Genomic DNA, 23,559 nt, shown 5'->3' with positions numbered 1-23,559 from the left:
GTTTAAAGCAAGGTGGTAATGAGTACAATACAGAATAAAAAGATAGTGGCCAAAGAATATCCTTTGAAGGACATTCTGAGCAACAATAAGTATTCCATCGACTATTTCCAAAGAGAGTATCGATGGCAGAAAGAAAACATAGACCAGTTAATTGACGATTTGTATAATGCTTTTCGTGCTGACTATAGGCCAGAGCATTCAACAAAGGATGTTGCAAATTATGCTACATATTTCATGGGATCCATTATTGTAATCGCAAAAGATGATGCTACAATGAGTATTATTGATGGCCAGCAACGTGTGACTTCCTTAACCCTTTTACTGATTTATCTGTACCATGCAATGGGTGTCGCCAAAGGTGCAATTTTGCAAAATATGATTTTCAGTGACAGCTATGGGGAGAAGTCATTCAATATCCAAGTCCCAGAACGCAAAGATTGCCTTGATGGGCTTTATAATAACAATGAGTACACCCCCAAAGAAACAGATGAAGATAGTGTACGTTGTATGGCCGATCGATATAATGATATCAAAGAAAACTTTCCTGAAGACCTTCAAGGGCAGTCCCTTGAAAGCTTTATGTATTGGGTTATCAATAATATCGTAATTGTAAAGATTGAGGCTTACTCAGAGGAAAATGCATATACAATCTTCGAGACGATGAATGATAGAGGACTCAATCTCACCAATAGTGATATGCTAAAGGGATTCATTCTTTCTAAGTTCCAAGATGATACCAAGAGGACAGCCATCAACGACCAGTGGAAGAGAGATATGCATCAGTTGCTTTCATACGGTAAAGATTACGATAATGCTTTCTTCCGAGTATGGATGCGTTCACAGTTTGCAGAAACAAAACGCCAGAGCAAAGCTGGTTCTGTTGACGAGGACTTTGAACATATAGGTGTACGTTTCCATAGTTGGTTTAGGGACAACTATGAGAAAGGAAGACTTAAAGAGGCTATTAACGGAAGTATGGAGAACTTCCTTGATACCAACTATCGCTTCTTCTTCAATAAATATATTTTATTGCAGGAAGCAATGAAAGATGTTATTCCTGGACTTGAATGGGTTTATTATAACCAGTTCAGAGGTATTTCTCCTTATTTGGCTTCTCCCATGATGCTAGCGGGGTTAAAATTAAGCGACAGCGATGATGAATGCAAGCGGAAGATGAATCTTGTTGCTCGTTTCCTTGACGGTTTCGTTGTTAGACGACAAATTAACTTCCGTTCCTATACTGCATCTTCGATTGCCTACACTATGTTCAATATCATCAAGTCATTGCGCAATAAAACTTATGACGAAATGTTGGAAGTTTTAAGAGAGCGTGTTGAAGACTTAGATATTGATACAGGTATGAAAGACCTTCGTCTGCACGGGCAGAACGGCCCATTCATAAAGTATTTCCTATGTCGCATTACTGCCTATATTGAGGAACAAAGTGGCATGGGCAACAACTTCAAGCGCTATATGACAAATCCAGAATGCAAGCCTTTTGAGATAGAACATATTTGGAGTGATCATTTTGACCGGCATACTGATGAGTTTGAGCATCCAGAAGAATTCATGCGTTTCCGAAATAAAATTGGTAATCTGGTGTTACTTCCCAATGGCACGAATCAATCGTACAATGATATGAAAGAGGACGAAAAGATTACACACTATGTGAAGGAAAACCTGCTGGCAAAATCCCTTTGTCCTCAGGCATATCAGAATAATCCGAACTTTACCTCCTTTGTAAGTTCAAAGCATCTTGACTTCAAGTCTTATGCTCATTTTGACAAATCAGCTATAGAGCAAAGATGTGTTTTGTACTCTCAGATTGCAAATAATATATGGGAGCTGTAACCTTTAAGATTATTTATAAAGAACAAACAAGATGGCAACATGGAAACATACTGAAATAATGATAGATGGGCAGTCTGTGAAAGCACAGGCTCCCATCATCATATCTGCAAGTAGAAGTACAGACATTCCTGCTTTCTATGCGGACTGGTTCTTTGACCGATTAGAAAAAGGGTATTCGGCATGGACGAATCCTTTTAATGGGGTGAAATCATATGTATCTTATGAGAACACTCGCTTCATCGTGTTTTGGTCTAAGAATCCACGTCCGTTGTTGACATATCTGCATATATTGAAGGAACGTAACATCAAATGCTACGTTCAATACACTTTGAATGACTATGAACAAGAGAAACTTGAAAAAGTACCTTCTTTGGCTAATCGTATAGAATCATTCAAGTTGCTTGTTGAACAACTTGGTAAGGGTGCGATCATTTGGCGCTTTGACCCTATGATATTGACTGATGACATATCGGTGGATGACTTGTTGAGGAAAGTGCAGAATATTGGCGACCAACTAAAAAAATATACAGAGAAGTTGGTTTTCAGCTATGCTGATATTGCCATGTACAGAAAGGTGAAGCATAATCTTGAAGTCAACGGCATCCCATACCATGAGTGGGAAATCGAGCAGATGGAAGAGTTTGCAGACAAGCTATCTTCTATGAATCGTGAACGTGGATGGAACTTCCAACTTGCTACATGCGGTGAGAAGATAGACATAGAAAAATATGGAATCAAGCATAATCGCTGCATAGATGGCGACCTCATTACACGCCTTGCTTGGGATGATAAAGAACTGATGGATTTCATGAATGTTAAGATTGAAGATATACCGGCCCCCTCACTATTTGGCGACCCCGAGTTGCCTGAAGGAGCAATTCTCCTGCCTCATAACCATTACTTTATCAGTAAACACAAGAAAGACAAGGGGCAGCGACCATTCTGTGAATGCATGGCCTCAAAGGATATCGGTGAATACAACACCTGCCCTCACCTTTGCGAGTATTGCTATGCTAATACGACCAAACAACTGGCAATTGATAATTGGAAATGTCATCAACAAAACAAATTCTCAGATACCATAACGGGAAAGTAATTATGCCATACGAAGAAGATATAAGGCTTTGTAATAGCATTGACGATATTATAGATTATTGCCACAATGCTTTGCCAACAGAATATAAGGGAAGACCATGGACACATCCAGAACTGAATCATGGCATAGACCTATTAGCAAGCGATGTGGCTCTAAACTGTTATATGTCTGCATACGGAGATATGCATGTAACCAAGTGCCGGGCTGCAATGATGAATTTCCCTTTTAATGAAATTCAGGGAAGTATAGAAATTGTTGACTGGGGATGCGGTCAAGGTATAGGCTCTGTCACTATAATTGAAGTGTTAAGACAGCATAATTTGCTGCAATGGCTACGGAAAGTAACGCTTATTGAGCCATCTCGTAGTGCCATTGAACGTGCAAACATTAATGTCCGTACCGTTACGCATGGTGCAGTTGAAATAGACGTTAAGAACCTTTTCCTTCCAGCAAACGGCATAGACGAAGAAAAAACTCTTAACCCTGTTGGATATAGATATAATAATGTCATCCATGTTTTTTCTAATATTTTGGATGTAACGACTATCGACCTAGGGGCAGTCGCAAGGATGGTAGCATCTGCACATGGAAGACATTTCGTCTTATGTATCGGTCCTAAAAATAGTGCTGCATATAGAATTGAGAAGTTCTGTTCTGTTTTTGGAGAACAACGCTATTTCAGCCAGATTGACAGTGTACGTTATGCACGAACGAAAAGGACAGCTCATCCATATACATGCATGACAAGATGTTTTGAGTATAATGGTGCAACAATTGACCTTAATAGATTAACTTTGGTGAGTGAAAGTCATGAGGCAATATATAATGAATACGATTTACGATTGCAAATACAAAACCATGTTCTATCACCTCAAAAAGCAAGAGTGGCCTGGAGGCTGGAGAATATCCTATCCGTGGATGATGTAATGTATATTGATGCTGTCGTAAATGAAGTAGCTGTTGACTTTATTATTGTCAGACCTAATAAAGGTGTCCTTCTTCTAAACGTGTTCAATGAAGACCTTAACAATTGTGTAATTTCAGAAGATAAAAAAGAAATATTTATAAATAGCCATAAATATCAATCGCCCATTGATTTGATCAGTCTTTGCCAATCTAGCATTAAGGATGGCATAGAAGAACTTTTGATGAGCACGATTGAGAATAGTCGGAATTTTAGTCTTATCAAAAAGACGGTTGTGTTCTCAGAAAACACAATTACCGAGATTAAGAAATTCTTTGGATTAGAAAATAACATTGTTAACTTCACATCTATTTTCGGAAAGGAGTTTATTGATAGTAGAGAAGTTTCGCAAAATTTATATACTACAATAGGTTTCTTATACAACAATAATGCTTTTGACGAGGTTGTGAGAAGGAATCTGGCTAAGATAATTTCTCCATCATGGCATTCCTATCAGGAAGGGCGTATAGACATGCGGCCTATTGGAGCACAAAGGAGACTATCGGAAAGTAGTATAACACAACAAAAAATTAGTGGAGTTGCAGGGTCTGGAAAGACCCAGGTACTTGCTTTCAGGGCTGTGAATGCCATGAAACGCACAGGAGGTGATGTTTTAGTGTTGACCTATAACATTACTTTAGCAAACTACCTGAAATTCAGGCTTTCTGAAATTAGAGAGGATTTCTCATGGGAGAAAATTGATATATACCCTTATCATCAGTTCTTTAGAATACGTGCTGCCGAATGTCAGTTACATGTTGATTTTGGCTCATATCAAGACGAAGCCTTCTTTGCTAACTCAAGAGGTCATAAGAAATATTCAGCCATCTTCGTTGATGAAGTGCAAGACTATACTACAGAATGGCTTCGCATAGTCATGCAGAATTTTCTCTTGGATCCTAATGGTGAACTGGTTGTGTTTGGAGATCCCAAACAAAATGTATATCAACGACCTTTAGACACAAATGGTGACATTCGCTTAGGCGTTATTGGCGGACAATGGAATCGGCAATTAATGACCAGTCGAAGATTTACAAATCCGCGCCTTGCAAATCTTGCTACAGCATTTCAAACACAATTCATGGCAAATTTACCTACTGATAATATAGCTGCAGAGAACGCCATGTCAAATACATTCAATTTCCAAATATTAACGTATAATGACATGAGGCAAAATAATGCTGTCGATGCTCTTGTAACTAATATAATAAGTATAATTTCCAATGACAACAACGAAGCAAGAGACTTTGTTGTGCTTGCTTCATCAACAAAATTATTGCGTAATATTGACACCCTTTATCGTCAAAGAACAAATGAACAAACAGAAATAACCTTTATTTCAACTGAAGCTCTTGAAAGGTTAAAGCAAATACATCACGTTACTGATGAAAAGACTGCCAATTGGAAATTTAATAGGGATTTTGAGGCGCTTGAGCGAACAAGAAAACAATTGTTTACTACGGACAAGCGTTGCCTGAAAATCTCTACCATACAAAGTTTCAAAGGATGGGAGTCTCCTTCCGTAATAGTCATTCTTGAAAGCGACTTTGCTCTACATAGCACGACATTTCGCTCCATGTCGCCACAAACGATATATACGGCGATAACTCGTGCAAGGGAGAATATGTATATAATTAACATCGGTAATGACACCTACCACAACTTTTTCTATAATCAAACATTATGAATAATTTCACAACAATAGAGAAATACGCTATCATAAAGGTTCTCTCACACATCATGAAAGCTGATGGCGTTATTCATCCCAAAGAGGAAGAGTATATGGATAAAACATATAGAGATTTCTGCATAACAATCAATGATTTAGAAGACATTTCAAATATTGATGATATACAAACAAAACTTGTTATTAGCGGGATGTCAGATGAGAATAAGAATAAAGCTCAGGCATTATTCGTTGGTATGGCAAAAGCGGATGGCTTTTTACATCCCAAGGAAACGGAAATCATAAACCAATTTTTTGTTTGACAATAAGATTAGCAAAGATTAAGACTGGTATATGGTCTTTGGGGATGGATTCTATAACAGTACCACAAAAGATGTTTATCCCCCGTATTTTTGATTTATTCACGTTGCTATCCACTTTATTGAAATGCCTTCGTTACCCCATAGATAACGAAGACATTTTTGATAATGTTATACAAATAGCGTAAATGCCAAAAGAGCAAACAACACATTGATGACTATAGTTCCAATGATGCAGTAGTTCCTGACCTTTGTGATTTCATCATCAAGTCGTTTGATGGTTTTTTCCATGCCTTCAGCTGCTGCCTTGTCCACTTGGGCGGGCAACTCTTTCATTCGGGCAAAAAGTGTTTCAAACAATTCTCTGGAGCGTCCCTCCATCCTCAACGGAAGTCCGTCCTTATGCAGGACCTTGTACTTTGTGTTGAGTTCAGCCATCTGTTCAAGCAGCTTCTCTGCCAGTTCGTTAACTTCCAGAAGGACTTCCGTAACGTCCTTCTTCCTGACCGGTGCAGCCTTTGGGCTGCTTTCCGGTCTTACTAGGTAGTTTTTATTTGCCATAATAATACCTTTTTTGTTTTTATTGTTGTCCGCCCTAACTTTGCAGCGATGAAAGTTTTTAATCAAACTATTCATCGCTGCACGGCTTTCATTACCTTTGTCGTAGTAAGGTAACGATTGACCGCCAGGGAGATAGTCAATGGTGTCCGCTAGGTTTTGAGCCTATTTTTAGTTGTTGGCCTCCCTGGATTTTATTAGTTGAAAGTCAATTAGGAAGTTAGGTTTGAAACCTATTTAGGGTGGTAATTCCCAACTAATTACGGTCAATCAAATGTAAAATTCAAGTACGACAAAGGTATGAAAAAGATTTTTATCGGCATTGATGTTTCTAAAGAAACTATTGACGTGAGTTTTGTAGAGTCGGATTTCCAGCAGCAACCGAAGTATCTGGCACAGTACCCGAACAGCAAGAAAGGCTACCGCTCAATGGTCCGCGACCTGAAACATGCTCTTCGTGACACCAATACTGGGCAATGGCTGTTCTGCTGCGAGACCACGGGCGCATATGACAAGCAGATGTGCCACTGGTTGGTTGAGAATGAGATGCACGTTTGGCGAGAGAGCGCACTCCAAATCAAACAGAGTTTGGGCATTCGTCGAGGCAAGAATGACAAGGCGGACTCTATGGCCATAGCCGACTATGCTCGCAGACATCCCGATAAAATCAACTTTTTCAAAATACCAAACAAGGAACTGGCCGCGCTGAAAGACCTGTTCATGTATCGCCAGAACCTTGTGGATAAGCTAAAAGGTGTCAAGAACCGCCAAAAAGCCATGAAAAGCCAAGGCGATGCCGTCAGCAAAGCAGCCAAGTTCATCTGCCGCGACACCAATAACGAAATAAAGCGGCTAGAACGCAGCATTGCTGAGTGCGAAAACGCCATGATGGAGGTAATTCGTTCAGACGAACAACTAGAAAGAAATTATGAACATGTGAAATCCATCAAAGGCTTCGGACTGGTGGTCACTGTCGCCCTGATGGTTTTCTCAGGAAATTTTCAAAACATCCCGACAGCCAACAAGATGGCCACATACTGTGGGGTCGCCTCTTTCCGCAACACCTCTGGCACAACTATCAACTCAAGACAGGATGTGAGACACCTAAGCAATCGCAGACTCAAAGGCCTGCTCTCTATGGCTGCCAGAAGTGCCATCCAGCACAATGATGCCATACAACGATACTATCAACGGAAGATAGATCAAGGAAAACTGTACGGTGTAGCCATTAACAATGTCAAAAACAAACTAATCCACATCGCTTATGCGTTGGTAAAAAGCAATCAGGATTATCAAACAGAATACATGTTCAATGAAGATGCCGTTTGAAGACGTTTAATCATCAACTATGAAAAAAATACAATAGGGTGCCCAAGCCAAATGGGAAGTTCACAGACAGGCATCTACACGGCAGATAAGATAATTTATGTACCAAATTCAATAATGTTGCACTTTCTGACGAAAAATTTCATCAAAATACTTGCACAATATCTTAGGAAGCTAAAATTTTTTAGTGCGACTTAAACGACATGCGAACCGTGATTATAAGCGATTGCTGGTCTGTTTTTTCAGAAGTAAGCCTCTTTGTTCTTACTGTCCTTCTTTTTTTAGCGTACAGCCTAATAAAATGGCGAAATAAAGCCTTTTAATTGAACGACATTCTTCCATCGCCAGCTGTTAATAAGTATCCAAGGATAGATGGAAGATATCTTTTTGACCTTTTATGGCTCGTTTTAGCGGACAGCCAATGGATATAGCCCAATCATGTGTGTAAGGGGGCTTACTTTTTAAAAAATAAATCCGCAATGCCTATTTATCGGCACTGCGGATAGGTGATTCTATCATTTTTAAAGTTTAGCGGACACCAATAATTTATTATTCTGACCAAAACGTTTTACTAGACAGCAAGAATTATAAATACGTTATTCCATTTTCAGAATACTCAAAGTTAACGATATCTTTGGGGGAATTTTCAACATTAATTTTCCCCATGAAAGTTTTTGTTTCTCCTTTGTCAGGGAAGACTGTAACTGTAAATGGTATATTTTCCACATTATCGCGTTTTTTGTATAAAACAACTTGAACTTTGTATTTTCCTATGGGGGCATTTTTCCCCTCTTCCCAATATATATTTTCTTGTGGAGATTTCGTATAAGGATTACTTGCATTTGCATCAATATCAAGTAGCCCTTTTACACCATTACATACATGCTCCTTCTTTGCATAGTATATTTCAAAATTGTCAGGATCGAAAACATGTAAATCTAAGTCGTCAGTGGTGTTCCACTTCAAATTAATTTTCAATGTTCCTCTTCCACCTTGAGTTTCAATTTGAGATGTTCCCTGTATTGTACTGATTTCTTCTTGAGCTTCTTGCACAGCCTGCTGCAACCTCATAGTTACTTGATCTACTTCATTCAAGGTATTATTAAGTTGTTCTTCCTCTTTGTGTAGTTGTTCTTCTTGTAGGCGGACATTTTCCTGCAAATCGTTTTTTTCCTCTTCTGAAATTTCTTCATTTTCTGCAATTTGCTGTGCTTGGGCTTGAACTTCTTGCTGTCGCTGATTTATCACCCGTTGTTGTGTTTGTATTTTATCTCTTTGAGTTCCTAATTCCTGTAATTGTTGTTGATCAGAGGCTATTTGTACTCTTCTTTCTTCTATAGCAGTAGTGGCAGCTGCTGATTCTAAGGCCTGTGTTGATACACTATTGTTGTCAGGAGTTATATTCAAATCTTGAATAGCTCTTGTCACAGAAGCATATGATGGAGATAGTTTTTTCGCACGACTTATATTTTCTCGGGCATTCCCAATTCGTCTTATAGTTCTTAAAATAAGTTCTTCACTAATGTACTGTTTGAAAGAACTTCTATCATATTCGGGACGCTCAGGAACTGCTTCTGGCATTTTATCTATTGCTAAGCGCCCACTAATGATATAATTAAACTCTTTGAGAAAAGATTCAATTACTTTTTCGTTATTCTTTATGACAATCATATTCTCACGGTTAATTGCTTCGGAGAAGAAAGTCCAGTTATATGAGCCTGTCATCACCAATTCTTCATCTATAATACAGAACTTGTGATGAAGCATGTCGGGATACTCATATAGGTATATTTTCAATCCAGCGTCAATAAGTTTGTTTAAATTTAGACAATAACCACCATTATTGATTAGGTCGTTATTAGTTACAAGTGTAATGTCTACATCACTCTTTTCAAGCTTTTGTTTAATAACTCTGAAAATATTATAATTAGTAAACCAAGCCATTGCTATTTTAATAGACTTCTTGGCAGATCTAATATTTTTAACAACTTCTTCCCCTATTTGTTCAAAGTGGCATTCCACACTTGTTTTGTTTTGTGGTTGAATTGCAATTCCGAGTCTTTGTACAATCAAATCTTTCTCATCTTCATCTGCTTTTGACCATATCTTTCTTATTCCAAAGTTTGAAAAATATGGTAATATTCCCTCTTCCCAAAATTTCTTCTGATATAATGGTGAAGACATTCTGAAGAAGTCTTTGGCCAACCCTCCTCTTACTTTCAGTTCTTTATTTGCTTGCAGAAGTTGTTTTGCAAGATTGTACTTTTCTTCTGTATCAATAGTCTCTCCTATTGAACATAATAGAGCATCAAATAGATTAGTGTTAAACTCATTGTCATTTCCAGAAAATAAAGCTTTTATCTCTACCTGAGGCTTTTCCTCAACAACTTTAGATATAATTTCTTTATAAGAGAACAAAGCGTTTCCACCTTCATATCTATCAAAATAGAGAGGTATGTTCTTCCCATTTTTGTAGGCCTCTTTCAAAATTGGAATGTCCTGATAGTTGTTGACGAAAACAACTACTCCTTTCGTTTTTGACGTCAAATCCTCGACTTCAAAAGTTCTTTCGCGAGGTATGTAGTTTAAAATTCTACATATCTTTTTGTCATTCTTATTCATAATGATATTATTTTTGAATTTGTTTATAATCTATATTAAAAAATATGTTCTTTATATGCTCTCGTTTCTCTAAACACTATTATCGGTGTAACCTTCTTCAAGGTTTCCTTGTTGACAATGGATTGGCAGGGCAAGTCGTCAGAAAGTTCTGGCTTTATCCACTCGTTGTTCCATAGTGGATCATCAATATTTCCCATTACTAATTTACAGAGACGAAGTGTGTATGGTGATTTCTTGCGCTTCTTGTCTTGTGTGTAGGTGATGTTCTGAAGCCAGAGTTGGTTGTAGTCAGAGTTGTGTTGTTTGCAGAGTTTGTCGTAAACTTTGCTGATGATGTCTCGTTTCTCTTTCATGTCTTTCAGCGAATCTACCATACGGCTGATGACGCGCAGCGCGTAGTGGCTCACGGTAACATTTTCCAATGCTATTTGTGTGGCAACGGCTGACATGGCACGGATGCTTCCACCTGGTATGAATTCTGAACTATTGTATTTTTTCAGATTAGAGAAGACGTTTTCTTTTTTTGATGTATTTTCGGCTTCACCCAAATCAACATCTTCCCAGTTCTCTCTGTTTTTTGACTGGCTTTCTTTAGATTGTAGTCTATTCTCTATGCGTTTGTCAAGATCAGAAAGCAGGTTTTTTAGTTGACCTCCATTTGGGAATTGGCGACCATACATCAAGATATATATCAAGTGCTTCTCAAAACTATCGAAATCAACGCCTTTTTTGTTGAAGATGGGGGTGTTGTATATGTAGAACAGTTTATCAGGTTTGATAGAATCAATGACGATAGTATCGCTGATTTTTGTTTTCTGCGAATTCATCCTGAAGTTCAGACTTTCAAGAACGGATTGCAGGATATAGGAAATCTGTTCCAATGTGTCTTTATCATTGCAGAATACCCTATAATCATCACGATAGCGGATAATTTCGTAATCTTTAATTTTCTTTCTCTGTAATGCCTCATGCAAGAGCAGGTCAGAATAACCAAGTACTATTTCACCAACGAAGTCGAACAATGCACTTCCCTGAGGAATACCGATGTTATGACCATGCTGAAGGGCACGTAGATATTTTTGAATGTTCGCTGCCAACTGGCGGTTTTTATCATTCTCATGCTTTGTGTTTTTACATGCTAAGGCCCATTCTATGGATTGGGGAATGATACAACCATAACAATTAGTAATATCGGTAACAAACATGTATCGATATTCTAATGACAGTTCTATCGAGCGCTGTTCCATTGCATTCCACCAATTAAAGATGGTTGCTGACTTGTGGAATGGCTCAACTTTTTCTGGTATGACAGGCAAGGCGCAAGAGGTGAGGTTTGGCACGGTGTATGCCTTGAAACATTGCAGGATTGCTTCCCACCCAGAAGGACAACACACTTCTCTTGCTAAGAAGTAATAGAGAAATGGATTGGCGAGAATCAAAGGACGAACTGCGTAATGCCCATCCTTGTTTAAGAGAATGTCAAGATTGACATTTGGAAGTTCGTCTGGTTTTACATCATTGAGGCAGTCTTCATATTTCTTATCTCCAATATTTTCCTTTACCCATGAGAGAACTCTGTTGAAGTCAAAATATTCGGGCAGTTCAAAACTATGAAACTGTTCTGATTTCATAAAGAAATCAAAAGCTTCATAGGAGGTTAGTGATAAGATGTTTTTTGACATCCTTTCCATGTTACAATTAGAATTACTGTTTTTCTTGGTTTTCCCCTTCATTAGTTCATTGTTTTTTATGTTTCATACAGCGAAGATAAAGGCTAAAATTGCGTTATTATTCGTTTTAGCAACGTTGCCATGAAAAGATAGTAAAATAGTATAGTTGTGGCTGCAACGTTGCAATTCTAAGTCAGACTGTCTGTTTTTGACGCATAATACCCATTACAAACACCAATTTAGTCTTTTACATTCCTTCTTACTACAATTGATGCTTCTCGTTGTTTAGGTTTGCAATAGTTGCTATAAAGTTCTTCATTCTCTGTTCGGAATGCTCGACTATCAAATTGCATAATAGTCTTTGGTGGCGTATAATTAACGGAGATTTGTTTAGAATGTATTTTGTCCAGGCCATGAGACTCCATTCCTTGTAGTATCTTTGCACGGACATCGTTAATCTTTTCTTCTATTTCGTTCTTCTTGTCAAGAAGACTTATTAGTTCATTTTCGTATTTGTCAAACCAAATTAGTTGGTCTTGTTGGCATGATGCTTGTGTGTTCGTTTTCTGATTAGAGTTGCATGGAATATGTGTATCTATTACACCTGCCACTAACTTATGATGCCAACCTTCAAATTCCAATCCTAATGAAAGCGTTAGATAAACATCATTTATGTGCATATACTTTTCAGGAGCCCTTTTCAGCTTTTCCATAAAGGCTGGATCTGTAATCGGAAAGTCATATTCTGAACCATAATATGAAAACTTTATTCTGTTTTTGGACTTCTCTCTGTTTTCATCAATATAAGCATATGCATTTTCAGCATGTATTAGCATTAAAGAGTAATTAATCTCCATTAGTTGCTCTGCTAATACTGCGCGTCCTCTGTTATAGAAAATTGATTGATGTTTGTTGTCAATGAATTGTTTAATAATGTTATCATCAAAGGATAAGTTACATTCATATTGTTCTAGTTTTGAATAATACACATTTTCTCTATGAGCCTTATTGGGACATGGAACTACATTTGAGAGTTTGATTATAGAAAACATCTTTATGTCTTCTGCCATGTAATTTGGAATCTCCCCATGTGTGGTTTTTGCTATTGGCCGAATCCATCGAGGTCTGCCGTCATTATTACGAATTGGACTGAATTCGCCATTTGCATTGAAAGCGATTTCTATCCCAGCAATGCAACGTCCTCCACGTTTGTATGAGTTTGCTAAGCAAATGAAGTACTTATCCATATATTGGAGTTGTTATACTAAATGTACTATTTTAACTTCTTCAATGGAATGCTTCTTCATATATTCGGCAAGAAGACGTCGATGGCACATTTCTGGATCTTCTTCACTACAAAGGAAGCAAGATCCATCGAACTGTTTTATTCCATACTTCTTTATAATATCACGTTGTTTGAGAGTTTTCGTAAATTCCTCGATGTATTCTGGCCATGTAATCATTTCCTTATGCCATCTGTTCAATAAATCTTTTGTTGGTGCAAAATCAGTAATATGCTTATAATCTATGCCACAGATTTGCTTAACAAAATATTTAAGGTCTTTCCCTTTTGCGAAACCTGAAAGTTGGCTACTATTGCTAATTCGAATGTCAACGAGCTGCTTAACCTTATTTTTCTTTAGAAGTTCAAAGAACAGCTCTGCACTTTTCTTCGTGAATCCAATTGTAAATAGTGTAATCATATCTCTGTTGTTTTTAATATTCATCTGTTGTTTCATTGTTGTCATACTAAGGAACCCATCCTATTTCATGATTCTTTAACCGGTAAGCGTCAACACGTTGTTGCTGTTCATCATACCCATCGCCAAAATCTGCGAATAGTGAATCTGTCATCTGACCTCCCACTGATTTGAGTTTATTCCGTTTCACATAGTCAAGTATCATTGCCTCCTCCAATATCTGATGTGAGCGGGTAATGGGGTCGCCAGAATCTTCATCGCGCATGATGTGCAGAACATCCCATCCTAAGTCATAGAAATATCTTGAGATGAAAGAAAAGCGATGACAGCCTAATGGATCTGCTTCTGAGCACATCAACGATACTCTTCTGTTTTGATTCAGTGCTTTATTCAGTCTTTCTACGCCGTTTAAGAAAGCGGGAGTTGTTACACCCAGTTCGAAATTGACCTGTGGTTTTGTTTCTTTGACACCTTTCTTGACAAATGTTGTTTCTTTTAAGCAATCGGAACGTCTTGCCCCAAAGTGCTTGCCAAATGGGACATACAATACACCTTGTTTTTTAAGCCACGATCTGAGGACTTCCTCATTGAATTGTGGCGTGTATTTACTATAGGGCATACTCCTCACATCAAGAATACAGTCTATTCTTTGTGATTCTAAAAGTTGATAGAATTCTTCTATACTTTGGTTGGAATGTCCGACTGAAAACAACTGTCTTTTAATCATAGTTTATTAAGCTGTTAAATCAATAACTCCGGCAACCAATTTATAGTGCCAATCGTAATGGTTAACCCCAAGCGACAATGTGAGATACAAATCGCCTGTATTCCTCTGTCCACAATTCTTAGTTCTAGAACGAAGTGCGTTAATGTATCTAGTATCAGTCAATGGGAAATCATACTGTGTGCCGTTGTAAGAAAATTGTATGCGAAATTTCTCATGACCATAATCGTCGTACTGCATAATGATGACTGGACTTTCAGGCATGATAAACATAAGCGAATAGTTACCATTCTCAAATACTTCATTAGGAACGGCCTTCCCCCTGTTACCAAAAATCAAGGAGTGCCATGTGTCACAAAGGGGGGTGAGGTTTTGACTGTTCTGTCCAAGTCTTCCTACTTTTCTAATAGAGTTAAAATGTACATTTTCACAATGCGCTCCAGTTGGGACTGCATCTGTTACATCTACAACAAGTATATCAAGCAAGTTGAATGAGCCTACGAGATATTCGGGCAGGCCATTATCACCATTCGACATCACAGGTCTTATCCAATTGGGAATACCATTTTGATTTCTTACAATTGAAATGCCAGATGCTGTATTCTGAATTTCAATACCAGCGAGACATCTGCCGCCGTTTTTGTAGGAGTTGCCCATACAGATGATTTGTTTTTCCATACTCTTTGCTTTTAGATTGTTTTCTGGTGCAAAGATGAGGAGAATATCTGCATTGCACATCAAAACTGCAACATTGCCATGCAAAGATGGCAAAATGGCGTTGAAATCGCTGCAACGTTGTCGAGGGGTATGGAAATCACTTCTTGACATATTTGACAATGGGAATATCTTCACATTCACAATCGCAGTTGGACTTACTGACTCTAACAAAGACTTTCGATTTGTCCAATCGCAAGATGTAGGCATTGCCCTCTCTTTCCGGCTTGTACTGGTTGGAATAAGTCAAATCGGGAATCTCACTACTAATCTTGCTCTTCAGATGGGCAATGGTCGGCTTGATATGTTTATCGTAAATGACGGGCAAACCCTTGGTGCGCGACTTGTAGGACTTTATAGTAACTTGGAAATAGATGTCGTATTCTCTGGGAGTGAACGTCAACCTTTTCTCGTTACCATCATCAAACTTAAAGGCTACTTGATACCTGCCAGTCTTCATGTTTTGTCCCAAGAACACCAAGTCTGGTGCAACTGGCGGAGGAGCAACGAGGAAATCGAAGAGGGCTTTATAGAAGCCGAAATACTTGAACTGACCCTTGCTGTCGCTGATGGTTATCGACTGGCGGATGCTGACCTTGCTCTGATAGAATCCCAGAATGTCATCGACCAATGTTAGAATACTTGACGAGATGGGAATACAGAGGAACTCCGTATAGTATTGTATCGAACCGCCAGCACTGCAATAGGGCACGACGGATGTTCCAATATTTATAAGAAGAGAAGGTGGCGTGTTGTGGAGTGCCTTCACCTGCAAGCGTTCATACAGCACATTGCGGAAGAAGTCAACTGTGGTCATATTACAAAGGCGGTCATAGACCTGCTGTATGAAAGCATCTTCGAGGTTAGGAGCCATATAGCTGATGACATCCTTAACGTATTGCTCGTTCATGCTTCGAAACTCTTCCACCATTTTGGGAATATATATGAAGTTGAAGCCACAGAGACGTGTAATCGTAACCAACAAACGGAAGTGCTGATTCAATTCTCCATTGCGTTCTTCATCATAAGAACTTTCCAGATAGACCATATACTGGTCGTTGAAACTGGCCTCGCCAGTGGGACAGGAGATAAGATAAGGCTTGGGGAAGGGTTTACCATCTTCTGCCTTCCTGTCGTTCTCAATCAGACTGTATTGTAAAGCAATGAGTAGCAGTGCCTCACGTGGTACACAGATATTGTCGCTTAAGGCAATACTATAAATGTGGTCGAAGAAAGCCTTACGCTCTTTAATAGACAATTCTTTCAACGTGTTGACTGCATCCGAGAAACGAATTTTCCGGGCATCACTCATCTCTTGATGAGCGATGGAGTACTCGGACATGAGGTGTTTCATGTCTTTAATCTCGCTCTCCTCGATGATATTATCAGCCTTTATCATCTCACTGATAATCCGAGCTATCGCCGTCCGTTGTTTCTTGGTCATAACTCTAAAATTTGAATGTTTTAATTATGAATTGTCAGATTTTGGATATAAAGATAAAAATAAATATCGGAATACCATCAAACACTCCTATAATTCTTTGCTTTTTTGTTGCATTTTAACAGTTGAGAGCGACTTACAGACTCAATTTGCTGCAAATCGCTCCAACTTATTTGCTATGTTTGCCTCAATAAGACTTACCTTTCTTCTTCGTTACAGTCCCCAAACCAAGTTTCTTCGTTCCGTCCCAATTGGTGAGCTGATCTGCACAACCATTGGAGCCACCAAGAGAAGTGTAGGTTTCTGCACTGCATGACATATAATCAACGAAAGAAATAAAGTGGGTCAGCGGATAAAGTTGTCTATGATAGATAGATTCAAAAAAATCAAAAAGCGTGTAGTCCTGATAGACTACACGCTTCCTGTATTATTATTCTTTTTTTACTTCACCTCCTCGAAGTCGGCGTCTTGCACATTGTCTTTGTTATCGCTGGCTGGTCCGGCTTGCTGTGCGCCGCCAAAGCCGGCTCCTGCACCTGGCTGCTGTGCGCCCTGCTGGTACATCTGTGCGCTGGCGGCTTGCCATGCGCCTTGCAGTTCTGCGAGGGCTGTGTCGATGGCAGCGAGGTCCTGTGCCTTGTGTGCGTCCTTGAGTTTCTGGAGTGCGGTTTCGATGGCTGGTTTCTTGTCGGCGGGGATGTTGTCGGCAAGTTCCTTGAGTTGGTTTTCCGTCTGGAAGATCATGGAGTCAGCCTGATTGAGTTTGTCCACACGTTCCTTTTCTTTCTGGTCGGACTCTGCATTGGCTTGTGCTTCTGCCTTCATGCGGTCGATTTCGTCCTTGCTGAGGCCTGACGATGCTTCGATGCGGATGGCTTGTTCCTTGCCTGTGGCCTTGTCCTTGGCGGTGACGTTGAGTATGCCGTTGGCGTCGATATCGAAGGTAACCTCGATTTGTGGCACACCGCGGCGTGCAGGTGCTATGCCGGCGAGGTTGAAGCGTCCGATGCTCTTGTTCTGCGCAGCCATGGGGCGTTCGCCCTGCAGTACGTGGATGGTTACTTCGGGCTGGTTGTCTTCGGCTGTGGAGAATGTTTCGCTCTTGCGTGTAGGAATTGAGGTGTTGGCGTCGATAAGTTTGGTCATCACACCACCGAGTGTTTCAATACCGAGGCTGAGCGGGGTTACGTCGAGCAATACGATGTCGCCCACACCGCTTTCCTTGTTGAGGATAGCGCCCTGTATGCTGGCACCTACAGCCACTACTTCGTCGGGGTTAACGCCTTTGGAAGGTGCTTTTCCGAAGAATTCTTCCACGAGTTGCTGCACGGCGGGGATACGGCTGGAGCCACCTACGAGGATGACTTCGTCGATGTCGGACGTGCTCATCTTGGCATCGCGGAGTGCCTGTTCGCAAGGTGTCTTGCAGGCCTGGATGAGTTCGTGGCTCAGTGCTTCGAACTTGGCGCGTGTGAGCGTCTTGACGAGGTGCTTGGGCACACCGCCTACGGGCATGATGTAGGGCAGGTTGATTTCTGTCGTGGTGCTCGAAGAGAGTTCTATCTTAGCCTTTTCTGCGGCTTCCTTGAGGCGTTGCATTGCCATGGGATCCTGCGAGAGGTCGGCTCCTTCGTCGTTCTTGAATTCCTGTACGAGCCAGTCGATGATGACCTGGTCGAAGTCGTCGCCACCGAGGTGGGTGTTACCATTTGTGGACTTCACTTCGAACACACCGCCACCGAGTTCGAGGATGGAGATGTCGAACGTACCGCCACCGAGGTCGAACACTGCGATGTTCATGTCCTTGTCGCTCTTGTTCAGGCCGTATGCCAGTGCTGCGGCAGTTGGTTCGTTGACGATACGCTTTACGTCGAGTCCTGCAATCTGTCCGGCTTCTTTTGTAGCCTGACGCTGTGAGTCGCTGAAGTAGGCGGGCACGGTGATGACGGCTTCCGTTACTTCCTGTCCAAGATAGTCCTCAGCGGTTTTCTTCATTTTCTGCAGCACCATGGCGCTGATTTCCTGCGGTGTGTACTGACGGCCGTCGATGTCCACACGCGGTGTGTTGTTGTCGCCACGTACCACCGTGAAGGGTACACGGCTGATTTCCTTGTTCACCTGGTCGTAGGTTTCGCCCATGAAGCGCTTGATAGAGTAGATAGTTTTCTTTGGGTTCGTCACGGCCTGACGCTTTGCGGGGTCGCCCACCTTGCGTTCACCGCCTTCGACGAATGCCACTACAGAAGGCGTTGTGCGCTTGCCTTCGCTATTGGCGATGACAACGGGTTCGTTGCCTTCAAATACGGATACACACGAGTTCGTGGTTCCTAAGTCGATTCCGATAATCTTTCCCATTTTTGTTTATTTTTTAATTGTTATTATTATTCGTTTTGTTTGTTTGCGGCTTTTCCGCTTGCACTATATCTATTTGCAAAGTCTGTGCCAAAGTCGGAAATTTGGAGAGTCGTAAATAAACTCATTGCCATAAACCGACTCTACGACATTCCGCGCAGCAAAGAATAAAAACCTATCCACGCAGCAAACAGCACCGCGGATAGGTTGTTTGTTTTTCTCCAATAAACTTGAAAAGTTGTATATTTTGTGTTTCAATAATTTTGAAAAGTTGTAAATTTGCCTCGTCAATAAACTTGAAAAGATGTATAAAAACACTATTATCATGAAAAGACTACTGTTTTTTGTGCCGTGTCTGGCGCTGATGCTTGTGTCGTGCGGCAATGACGAAGATTTTCACGTTACGCGCTTTTACGAGAAAGCAGCTGTGATGTATGCCGACCAGGTGGTGGATTCGCTTCACTTGCAAACCTCCGACAACTGGACCGCGCAGAAGAATGTCGACTGGTTTGATATCAGTCCTACATCTGCCACCATACCTCAGGATTACATCATGTGGTCACGCATCGACATTACCACTACGCCCAACACGACGGGTAAGGTGCGCTATGGCCAAATCTTCATAACGAGCAACCAGCCTGCCGGAATTACGGTGTATCAGCACCCGTTCCTCAACGTGTCGTATCCCTATATCACTAATGTGAGCGAGGATGAGGATACGTTCACCTGCCTCGACATCAAGGCAGATACCGCTACGACAGGACAGGTCATCTTTACCAACTATGCCGACGGTGCCACACTGACGAGCAACAGCGCATGGCTCACGGTGAGCAACGAGACATACGACAAGGGCACGCACCAGGTGGACTACACGCTGGAGCCGAATACTACGACGGAGGACCGCACCGCCATCATCACGCTGACGAGCAACGGTGTGAGCACGCCAATCAGCATCCGCCAGCGCGCCTACGTGGAGGCAGAATAGTTGGCGGTGCAGCAAATGCTTGATTATTAAACGATTAACCGATACTAATATATGGAAACGTGGATTTATATCATCATCAGCATCGTAGCAGGCCTCGCCGCCGGCTGCGTGCTGATGAAATTGTTTGCAGCAAGGAAAGAGACGCAACTCGGTGTGGCATGTGCCAAGGCAGAAGCACAGGCGGGACATCTGGCAGAACAGTTGGCTGCTGCACAGGAACGACTTGCTAAAGACCTCGCTGCGCAGAAGGCAGACTTTGAAGAGCGCCTCGACGATTTGACCAAAAACTATGAGGGGCGTCTCGACGGACTGGCAAAGGACTATGAGAAACGCCTTGCAGAACAGAAAAAGACTTTCGACGAAGAGAAAGACCTGTTGCGGCAGGACCATGCCATGGACTTACGACGGCAAGGTGATGCCTTCAAAGAGACAGCCGAAAAACTCAAGGCAGAGGTGAAGTCCGCCACGGAGGACATCCTCAGACAGCGGCAGGAGGAGTTTGCCGCAAGCAGCAAGAGCAGTCTGGACGGTCTGGTCAATCCACTGAAGGCATCCATCGAAGGCATGAAGGCGGTGTTCGAGGAGAACAAGGAGAAGCAGACGGAGATAAAGACCGTGATAGAGGACCACATGAAGGCGATTGCCGCCAAGAGCGAGGCAGCCAAGGAGAGTGCCGACCGCCTCACACAAGCCATGCGTCACAACTCGAAGGTGCAGGGCGACTGGGGCGAGATGATTCTCAAGGACCTGCTTGAGAGCATGAACCTGAGCGACGGTGTGCAGTTCGACACACAGCCCACCCTGCGCGATGCCAAGGGGCGCGTGATACGAAACGACAACGAGGCACGCATGAGGCCCGACGTCATTCTGCACATGGGCGACAACCGCGAACTCATCATCGATGCGAAAGTGTCGCTGTCCGCCTACATGGACTATGCCAATGCCACGAACGACGAGCAGCGCGAAATGGCACTCCAACTGCACATAAAGAGCCTGCGCGACCATGTGAAGGAACTCTCGCGCAAGGACTATGCCGCCTATATACAGCCGCCCAAGAGCACGATGGACTTCGTCATCATGTTCGTGCCAAATACGGGGGCACTGTGGCTCGCCCTGAAGCGCGAACCCAAACTGTGGCATCAGGCGATGAAAGAAAACGTCTATATCGCCGACGAACAGACGCTCAGCGCCGTGCTGCGCGTCATCGACCTGACGTGGCGACAGATAGCGCGTCAGAAGAACTATGAAGAAGTGTTCCGCCTCGCCAACGAAATGGTGAAGCGCGTCGAGGCCTTCCAGACACAATACGACAAAATCGGCGAACAACTCAACAAACTCCACGGCGTTTACGAAGACGGCGCAAAGAAACTCGCCCCCACGGGCCGCAGCATCATCACTACAGCCAACCAGATCAAGGGGCTTGAGGGGAAGGTGGTAGCGCCTGCGAAACTCCCCGAGACAACATCTGCTTCAGAAGAATTTACAGAACTGAAACCCATACAAGACACGTAGGGCACAGGAAAATAATTACGCATTCCGGCATCACTAAATCATAGCGCAGATTTATAAATCAAGCCCCAGGAACTCTATTTTATGAAAGAAAATAAAGACCTAATAACGAACGAACAGTTAGAGGCGTTATACGACGATGTCCGTGTCATCATTGAAACAGCACGGAACAATGCTGTGCGCAGTGTGGACTTCTGCCGTGTACAGATGTACTGGCACTTGGGGCAGCGTATCTTTGAAGAAGAACAACAAGGCAAGGCGCGTGCCGACTATGGAACGTATCTGCTTCAAAATCTCTCAAAGCGATTAGAACCAGAGTACGGAAGTGGATTCGGTTATCGGCAATTGAAATTCTGCCGCCAGTTTTACCGTACTTATCCAATTAGGAACACACTGCGTTCCCAATTAAACTGGAGCCAATACCGTAGGCTCATTCAGATAGATGACCCCGACAAGCGTGAGTATTACGAACTGGAATCGGTGAACAATGCCTGGACGGCGCGTGAAACGGAGCGACAAATCAACTCAATGCTCTACGAACGCCTGTTGCTGAGCAACGACAAGGAGAGCGTACTTGCGGTGGCACGTCAACAACGCATACCCGAAAAACCTGCGGAAGTCATCAAAGACCCCATGGTGCTGGAATTTCTGGGGCTTCACCGCGAAGCAAGTTATTATGAAAAAGATCTTGAGAGTGCCATCATAACCCACCTGACGGACTTCCTGCTTGAAATGGGGAAAGGCTTTTCATTTGTGGCTCGGCAGAAGCGTATCCTGCTCGAAGATGACGAATTCTTTGCCGACCTTGTGTTTTACAATCGGCTGTTGCGCTGTCATGTAGTCATAGAGTTAAAGACGGAAGAACTGACTCATCAGGACTTAGGACAACTACAAATGTACGTTAATTATTATGACCGCAACGTAAAATTGCCCGACGAGAGTGCCACCATCGGCATTCTGCTGTGTACTGCTAAGAATGATACTGTAGTACGTATGACATTGCCCGAGGACAACAAAACAATCCTGGCAAGTGAATATCAACTCTACCTGCCAACGCAGGAACAGTTAATAAAGGAAATCAATGAGGTAAAACGGTTGGCAAGAAACACAACACCTACGAAGCAGGATCCATAAAACTCGCCCCCACGGGCCGCAGCATCATCACTACAGCCAACCAGATCAAGGGGCTTGAGGGGAAGGTTTTGGGAGTTGAGAGTTGAGGCTTTTTTCGTTATTTCGTTATGACGTTATTTCTTTATGTAGTCGATTTTGACACTGTTTCCCGCCTTATTTTTTGTGCCTTTCTTCCTTTTGTGTTTTTTCTTGCGACATAATTCTTGCAGTTTTTATTGGAAATTGCTATTTTTGCATTTGTAGAACAAAGCAATAGAGACTATGATTGGAACATCAACACCACAAATATCGCTTGATTCGTTTACGCTGGAACTGCCTAAAGGCGACACCGCTTTCCTTAGGGCACTTGCCAAGAAGATGGGGTGGACTGTGAAGCGTAACCGCCATTCGATGACGTCCTATGAGCGTTCATTGCGCGACCTCGAAGAAGGACGGGTGTACGAATACGAGAGCCTGGACGACCTTATCAAGGAGATAGAGGAATGAGTGCGAAGTACAGACTGCGTATTACGGGCGAGTGTAAGCATAACATGAAGCTTTGCAAACGTCGTGGTATGCCGATGGATGAGTTGTGGACTGTTGTTGGAAAACTACTCAATGGTGAACAACTCGAAGAAAAGTATCATGCGCATATCCTGACGGGTGACCGTAAAGGGCAGTGGGAGTGCCATATCCAACCGGACTGGTTGCTCATTTGGGAAATCAGAGACCATGAACTTATCCTCGTCTTGCTTAACACAGGCTCCCACTCGGACCTGTTTAGCAAGAAGCGCAGGAAATGAGGAATAAGGGGTGGAAAAACGATGTCTATTTTTGACACTGTTTTCCGCCCTTGTTTTTTTGCCTTTCTTCCTTTTGTGTTTTTCTTGCGATATAATTCTTGCAGTTTTTGTTAGGATTTGTTATTTTTGCATTGGAAAGTTCGGA

Annotated in this window: 19 protein-coding genes; 10 read left to right on the top strand and 9 right to left on the bottom strand. The window is 41.9% G+C overall.

The annotated features are described in order from the left end of the window. The first annotated feature begins 18 nt into the window (after positions 1-18). From C7Y71_RS03615 to C7Y71_RS03600, 4 genes are read left to right on the top strand one after another with little or no spacing between them, the layout of a single operon-like run. Positions 19-1,851 carry a DUF262 domain-containing protein gene (locus tag C7Y71_RS03615; protein ID WP_111899257.1) on the top strand — a complete coding sequence of 611 codons (1,833 nt, stop codon included), beginning with the start codon at positions 19-21 and terminating at the stop codon, positions 1,849-1,851. A gap of 31 nt (positions 1,852-1,882) precedes the next feature. After that, the gene (locus C7Y71_RS03610) at positions 1,883-2,947 is read left to right on the top strand and encodes a DUF1848 domain-containing protein (protein WP_111899256.1); all 1,065 of its coding nucleotides are present in this window, start codon (positions 1,883-1,885) and stop codon (positions 2,945-2,947) included. Positions 2,948-2,949: 2 nt separating this feature from the next. Then, positions 2,950-5,598, top strand: a complete 2,649-nt coding sequence (locus tag C7Y71_RS03605; protein ID WP_193215957.1) for an AAA family ATPase — start codon at positions 2,950-2,952, stop codon at positions 5,596-5,598. Next, the gene (locus C7Y71_RS03600) at positions 5,595-5,900 is read left to right on the top strand and encodes a tellurite resistance TerB family protein (protein WP_111899254.1); all 306 of its coding nucleotides are present in this window, start codon (positions 5,595-5,597) and stop codon (positions 5,898-5,900) included. Before C7Y71_RS03605 ends, C7Y71_RS03600 begins: the two co-directional genes overlap by 4 nt. A gap of 168 nt (positions 5,901-6,068) precedes the next feature. Here the strand turns inward: C7Y71_RS03600 and C7Y71_RS03595 are convergent, their stop codons facing one another. Beyond that, positions 6,069-6,458 (bottom strand): hypothetical protein, encoded by a 390-nt coding sequence (locus C7Y71_RS03595; protein ID WP_146739488.1) that lies wholly within the window; start codon positions 6,456-6,458, stop codon positions 6,069-6,071. 297 nt (positions 6,459-6,755) lie between these two features. On the opposite strand from C7Y71_RS03595, the gene C7Y71_RS03590 reads away from it, so the two are divergent. Beyond that, positions 6,756-7,784 (top strand): IS110 family RNA-guided transposase, encoded by a 1,029-nt coding sequence (locus tag C7Y71_RS03590; RefSeq protein WP_151908873.1) that lies wholly within the window; start codon positions 6,756-6,758, stop codon positions 7,782-7,784. Between the two features lie 582 nt (positions 7,785-8,366). Here the strand turns inward: C7Y71_RS03590 and C7Y71_RS03585 are convergent. From C7Y71_RS03585 to dnaK, 8 genes are all read right to left on the bottom strand, one after another. Next, the gene (locus tag C7Y71_RS03585; protein WP_111898526.1) at positions 8,367-10,403 is read right to left on the bottom strand and encodes a phospholipase D-like domain-containing protein; all 2,037 of its coding nucleotides are present in this window, start codon (positions 10,401-10,403) and stop codon (positions 8,367-8,369) included. A 35-nt stretch (positions 10,404-10,438) separates the two neighbouring features. Beyond that, positions 10,439-12,034 carry an RNA-directed DNA polymerase gene (locus C7Y71_RS03580; RefSeq protein ID WP_226943550.1) on the bottom strand — a complete coding sequence of 532 codons (1,596 nt, stop codon included), beginning with the start codon at positions 12,032-12,034 and terminating at the stop codon, positions 10,439-10,441. A 278-nt stretch (positions 12,035-12,312) separates the two neighbouring features. Next, complete coding sequence (locus C7Y71_RS03575) at positions 12,313-13,320, bottom strand: dual OB domain-containing protein (protein WP_111898527.1); 1,008 nt, start codon at positions 13,318-13,320, stop codon at positions 12,313-12,315. Positions 13,321-13,332: 12 nt separating this feature from the next. Continuing rightward, positions 13,333-13,812, bottom strand: a complete 480-nt coding sequence (locus C7Y71_RS03570; protein ID WP_226943548.1) for a DUF488 domain-containing protein — start codon at positions 13,810-13,812, stop codon at positions 13,333-13,335. A gap of 10 nt (positions 13,813-13,822) precedes the next feature. After that, positions 13,823-14,500 carry a DUF488 domain-containing protein gene (locus C7Y71_RS03565; protein WP_111898528.1) on the bottom strand — a complete coding sequence of 226 codons (678 nt, stop codon included), beginning with the start codon at positions 14,498-14,500 and terminating at the stop codon, positions 13,823-13,825. 6 nt (positions 14,501-14,506) lie between these two features. Beyond that, positions 14,507-15,325 (bottom strand): dual OB domain-containing protein, encoded by an 819-nt coding sequence (locus C7Y71_RS03560; RefSeq protein ID WP_146739429.1) that lies wholly within the window; start codon positions 15,323-15,325, stop codon positions 14,507-14,509. Beyond that, positions 15,312-16,655, bottom strand: coding sequence for a tellurite resistance TerB family protein (locus tag C7Y71_RS03555; RefSeq protein WP_146739430.1), 1,344 nt, complete (start codon positions 16,653-16,655; stop codon positions 15,312-15,314). Before C7Y71_RS03555 ends, C7Y71_RS03560 begins: the two co-directional genes overlap by 14 nt. Positions 16,656-17,093: 438 nt before the next feature. Continuing rightward, positions 17,094-19,007, bottom strand: a complete 1,914-nt coding sequence (gene dnaK, locus C7Y71_RS03550) for a molecular chaperone DnaK (protein WP_111898531.1) — start codon at positions 19,005-19,007, stop codon at positions 17,094-17,096. 322 nt (positions 19,008-19,329) lie between these two features. Here dnaK and C7Y71_RS03545 point away from each other — a divergent pair, with 322 nt between their 5' ends. From C7Y71_RS03545 to C7Y71_RS03525, 5 genes are all read left to right on the top strand, one after another. Then, positions 19,330-19,989, top strand: a complete 660-nt coding sequence (locus C7Y71_RS03545) for a BACON domain-containing protein (protein WP_193215956.1) — start codon at positions 19,330-19,332, stop codon at positions 19,987-19,989. A 51-nt stretch (positions 19,990-20,040) separates the two neighbouring features. After that, a complete protein-coding gene (rmuC, locus tag C7Y71_RS03540) occupies positions 20,041-21,501 on the top strand; it encodes a DNA recombination protein RmuC (protein WP_111898533.1) in 1,461 nt (486 codons plus the stop codon). Positions 21,502-21,582: 81 nt separating this feature from the next. Next, positions 21,583-22,632, top strand: coding sequence for a PDDEXK nuclease domain-containing protein (locus tag C7Y71_RS03535; protein WP_111898534.1), 1,050 nt, complete (start codon positions 21,583-21,585; stop codon positions 22,630-22,632). A gap of 261 nt (positions 22,633-22,893) precedes the next feature. Continuing rightward, a complete protein-coding gene (locus tag C7Y71_RS03530; protein WP_111898535.1) occupies positions 22,894-23,118 on the top strand; it encodes a hypothetical protein in 225 nt (74 codons plus the stop codon). Then, the gene (locus C7Y71_RS03525; protein ID WP_111898536.1) at positions 23,115-23,414 is read left to right on the top strand and encodes a type II toxin-antitoxin system YafQ family toxin; all 300 of its coding nucleotides are present in this window, start codon (positions 23,115-23,117) and stop codon (positions 23,412-23,414) included. The genes C7Y71_RS03530 and C7Y71_RS03525 overlap by 4 nt, the downstream gene beginning before the upstream one ends. The last annotated feature ends 145 nt before the right edge of the window (positions 23,415-23,559 follow it).

The sequence above is a fragment of the Pseudoprevotella muciniphila genome (assembly GCF_003265305.2).
Taxonomy (GTDB): domain Bacteria; phylum Bacteroidota; class Bacteroidia; order Bacteroidales; family Bacteroidaceae; genus Alloprevotella; species Alloprevotella muciniphila.
Note: the sequence above shows the minus strand (reverse complement) of the source record. Positions and strands in the feature narration are given on the sequence as shown.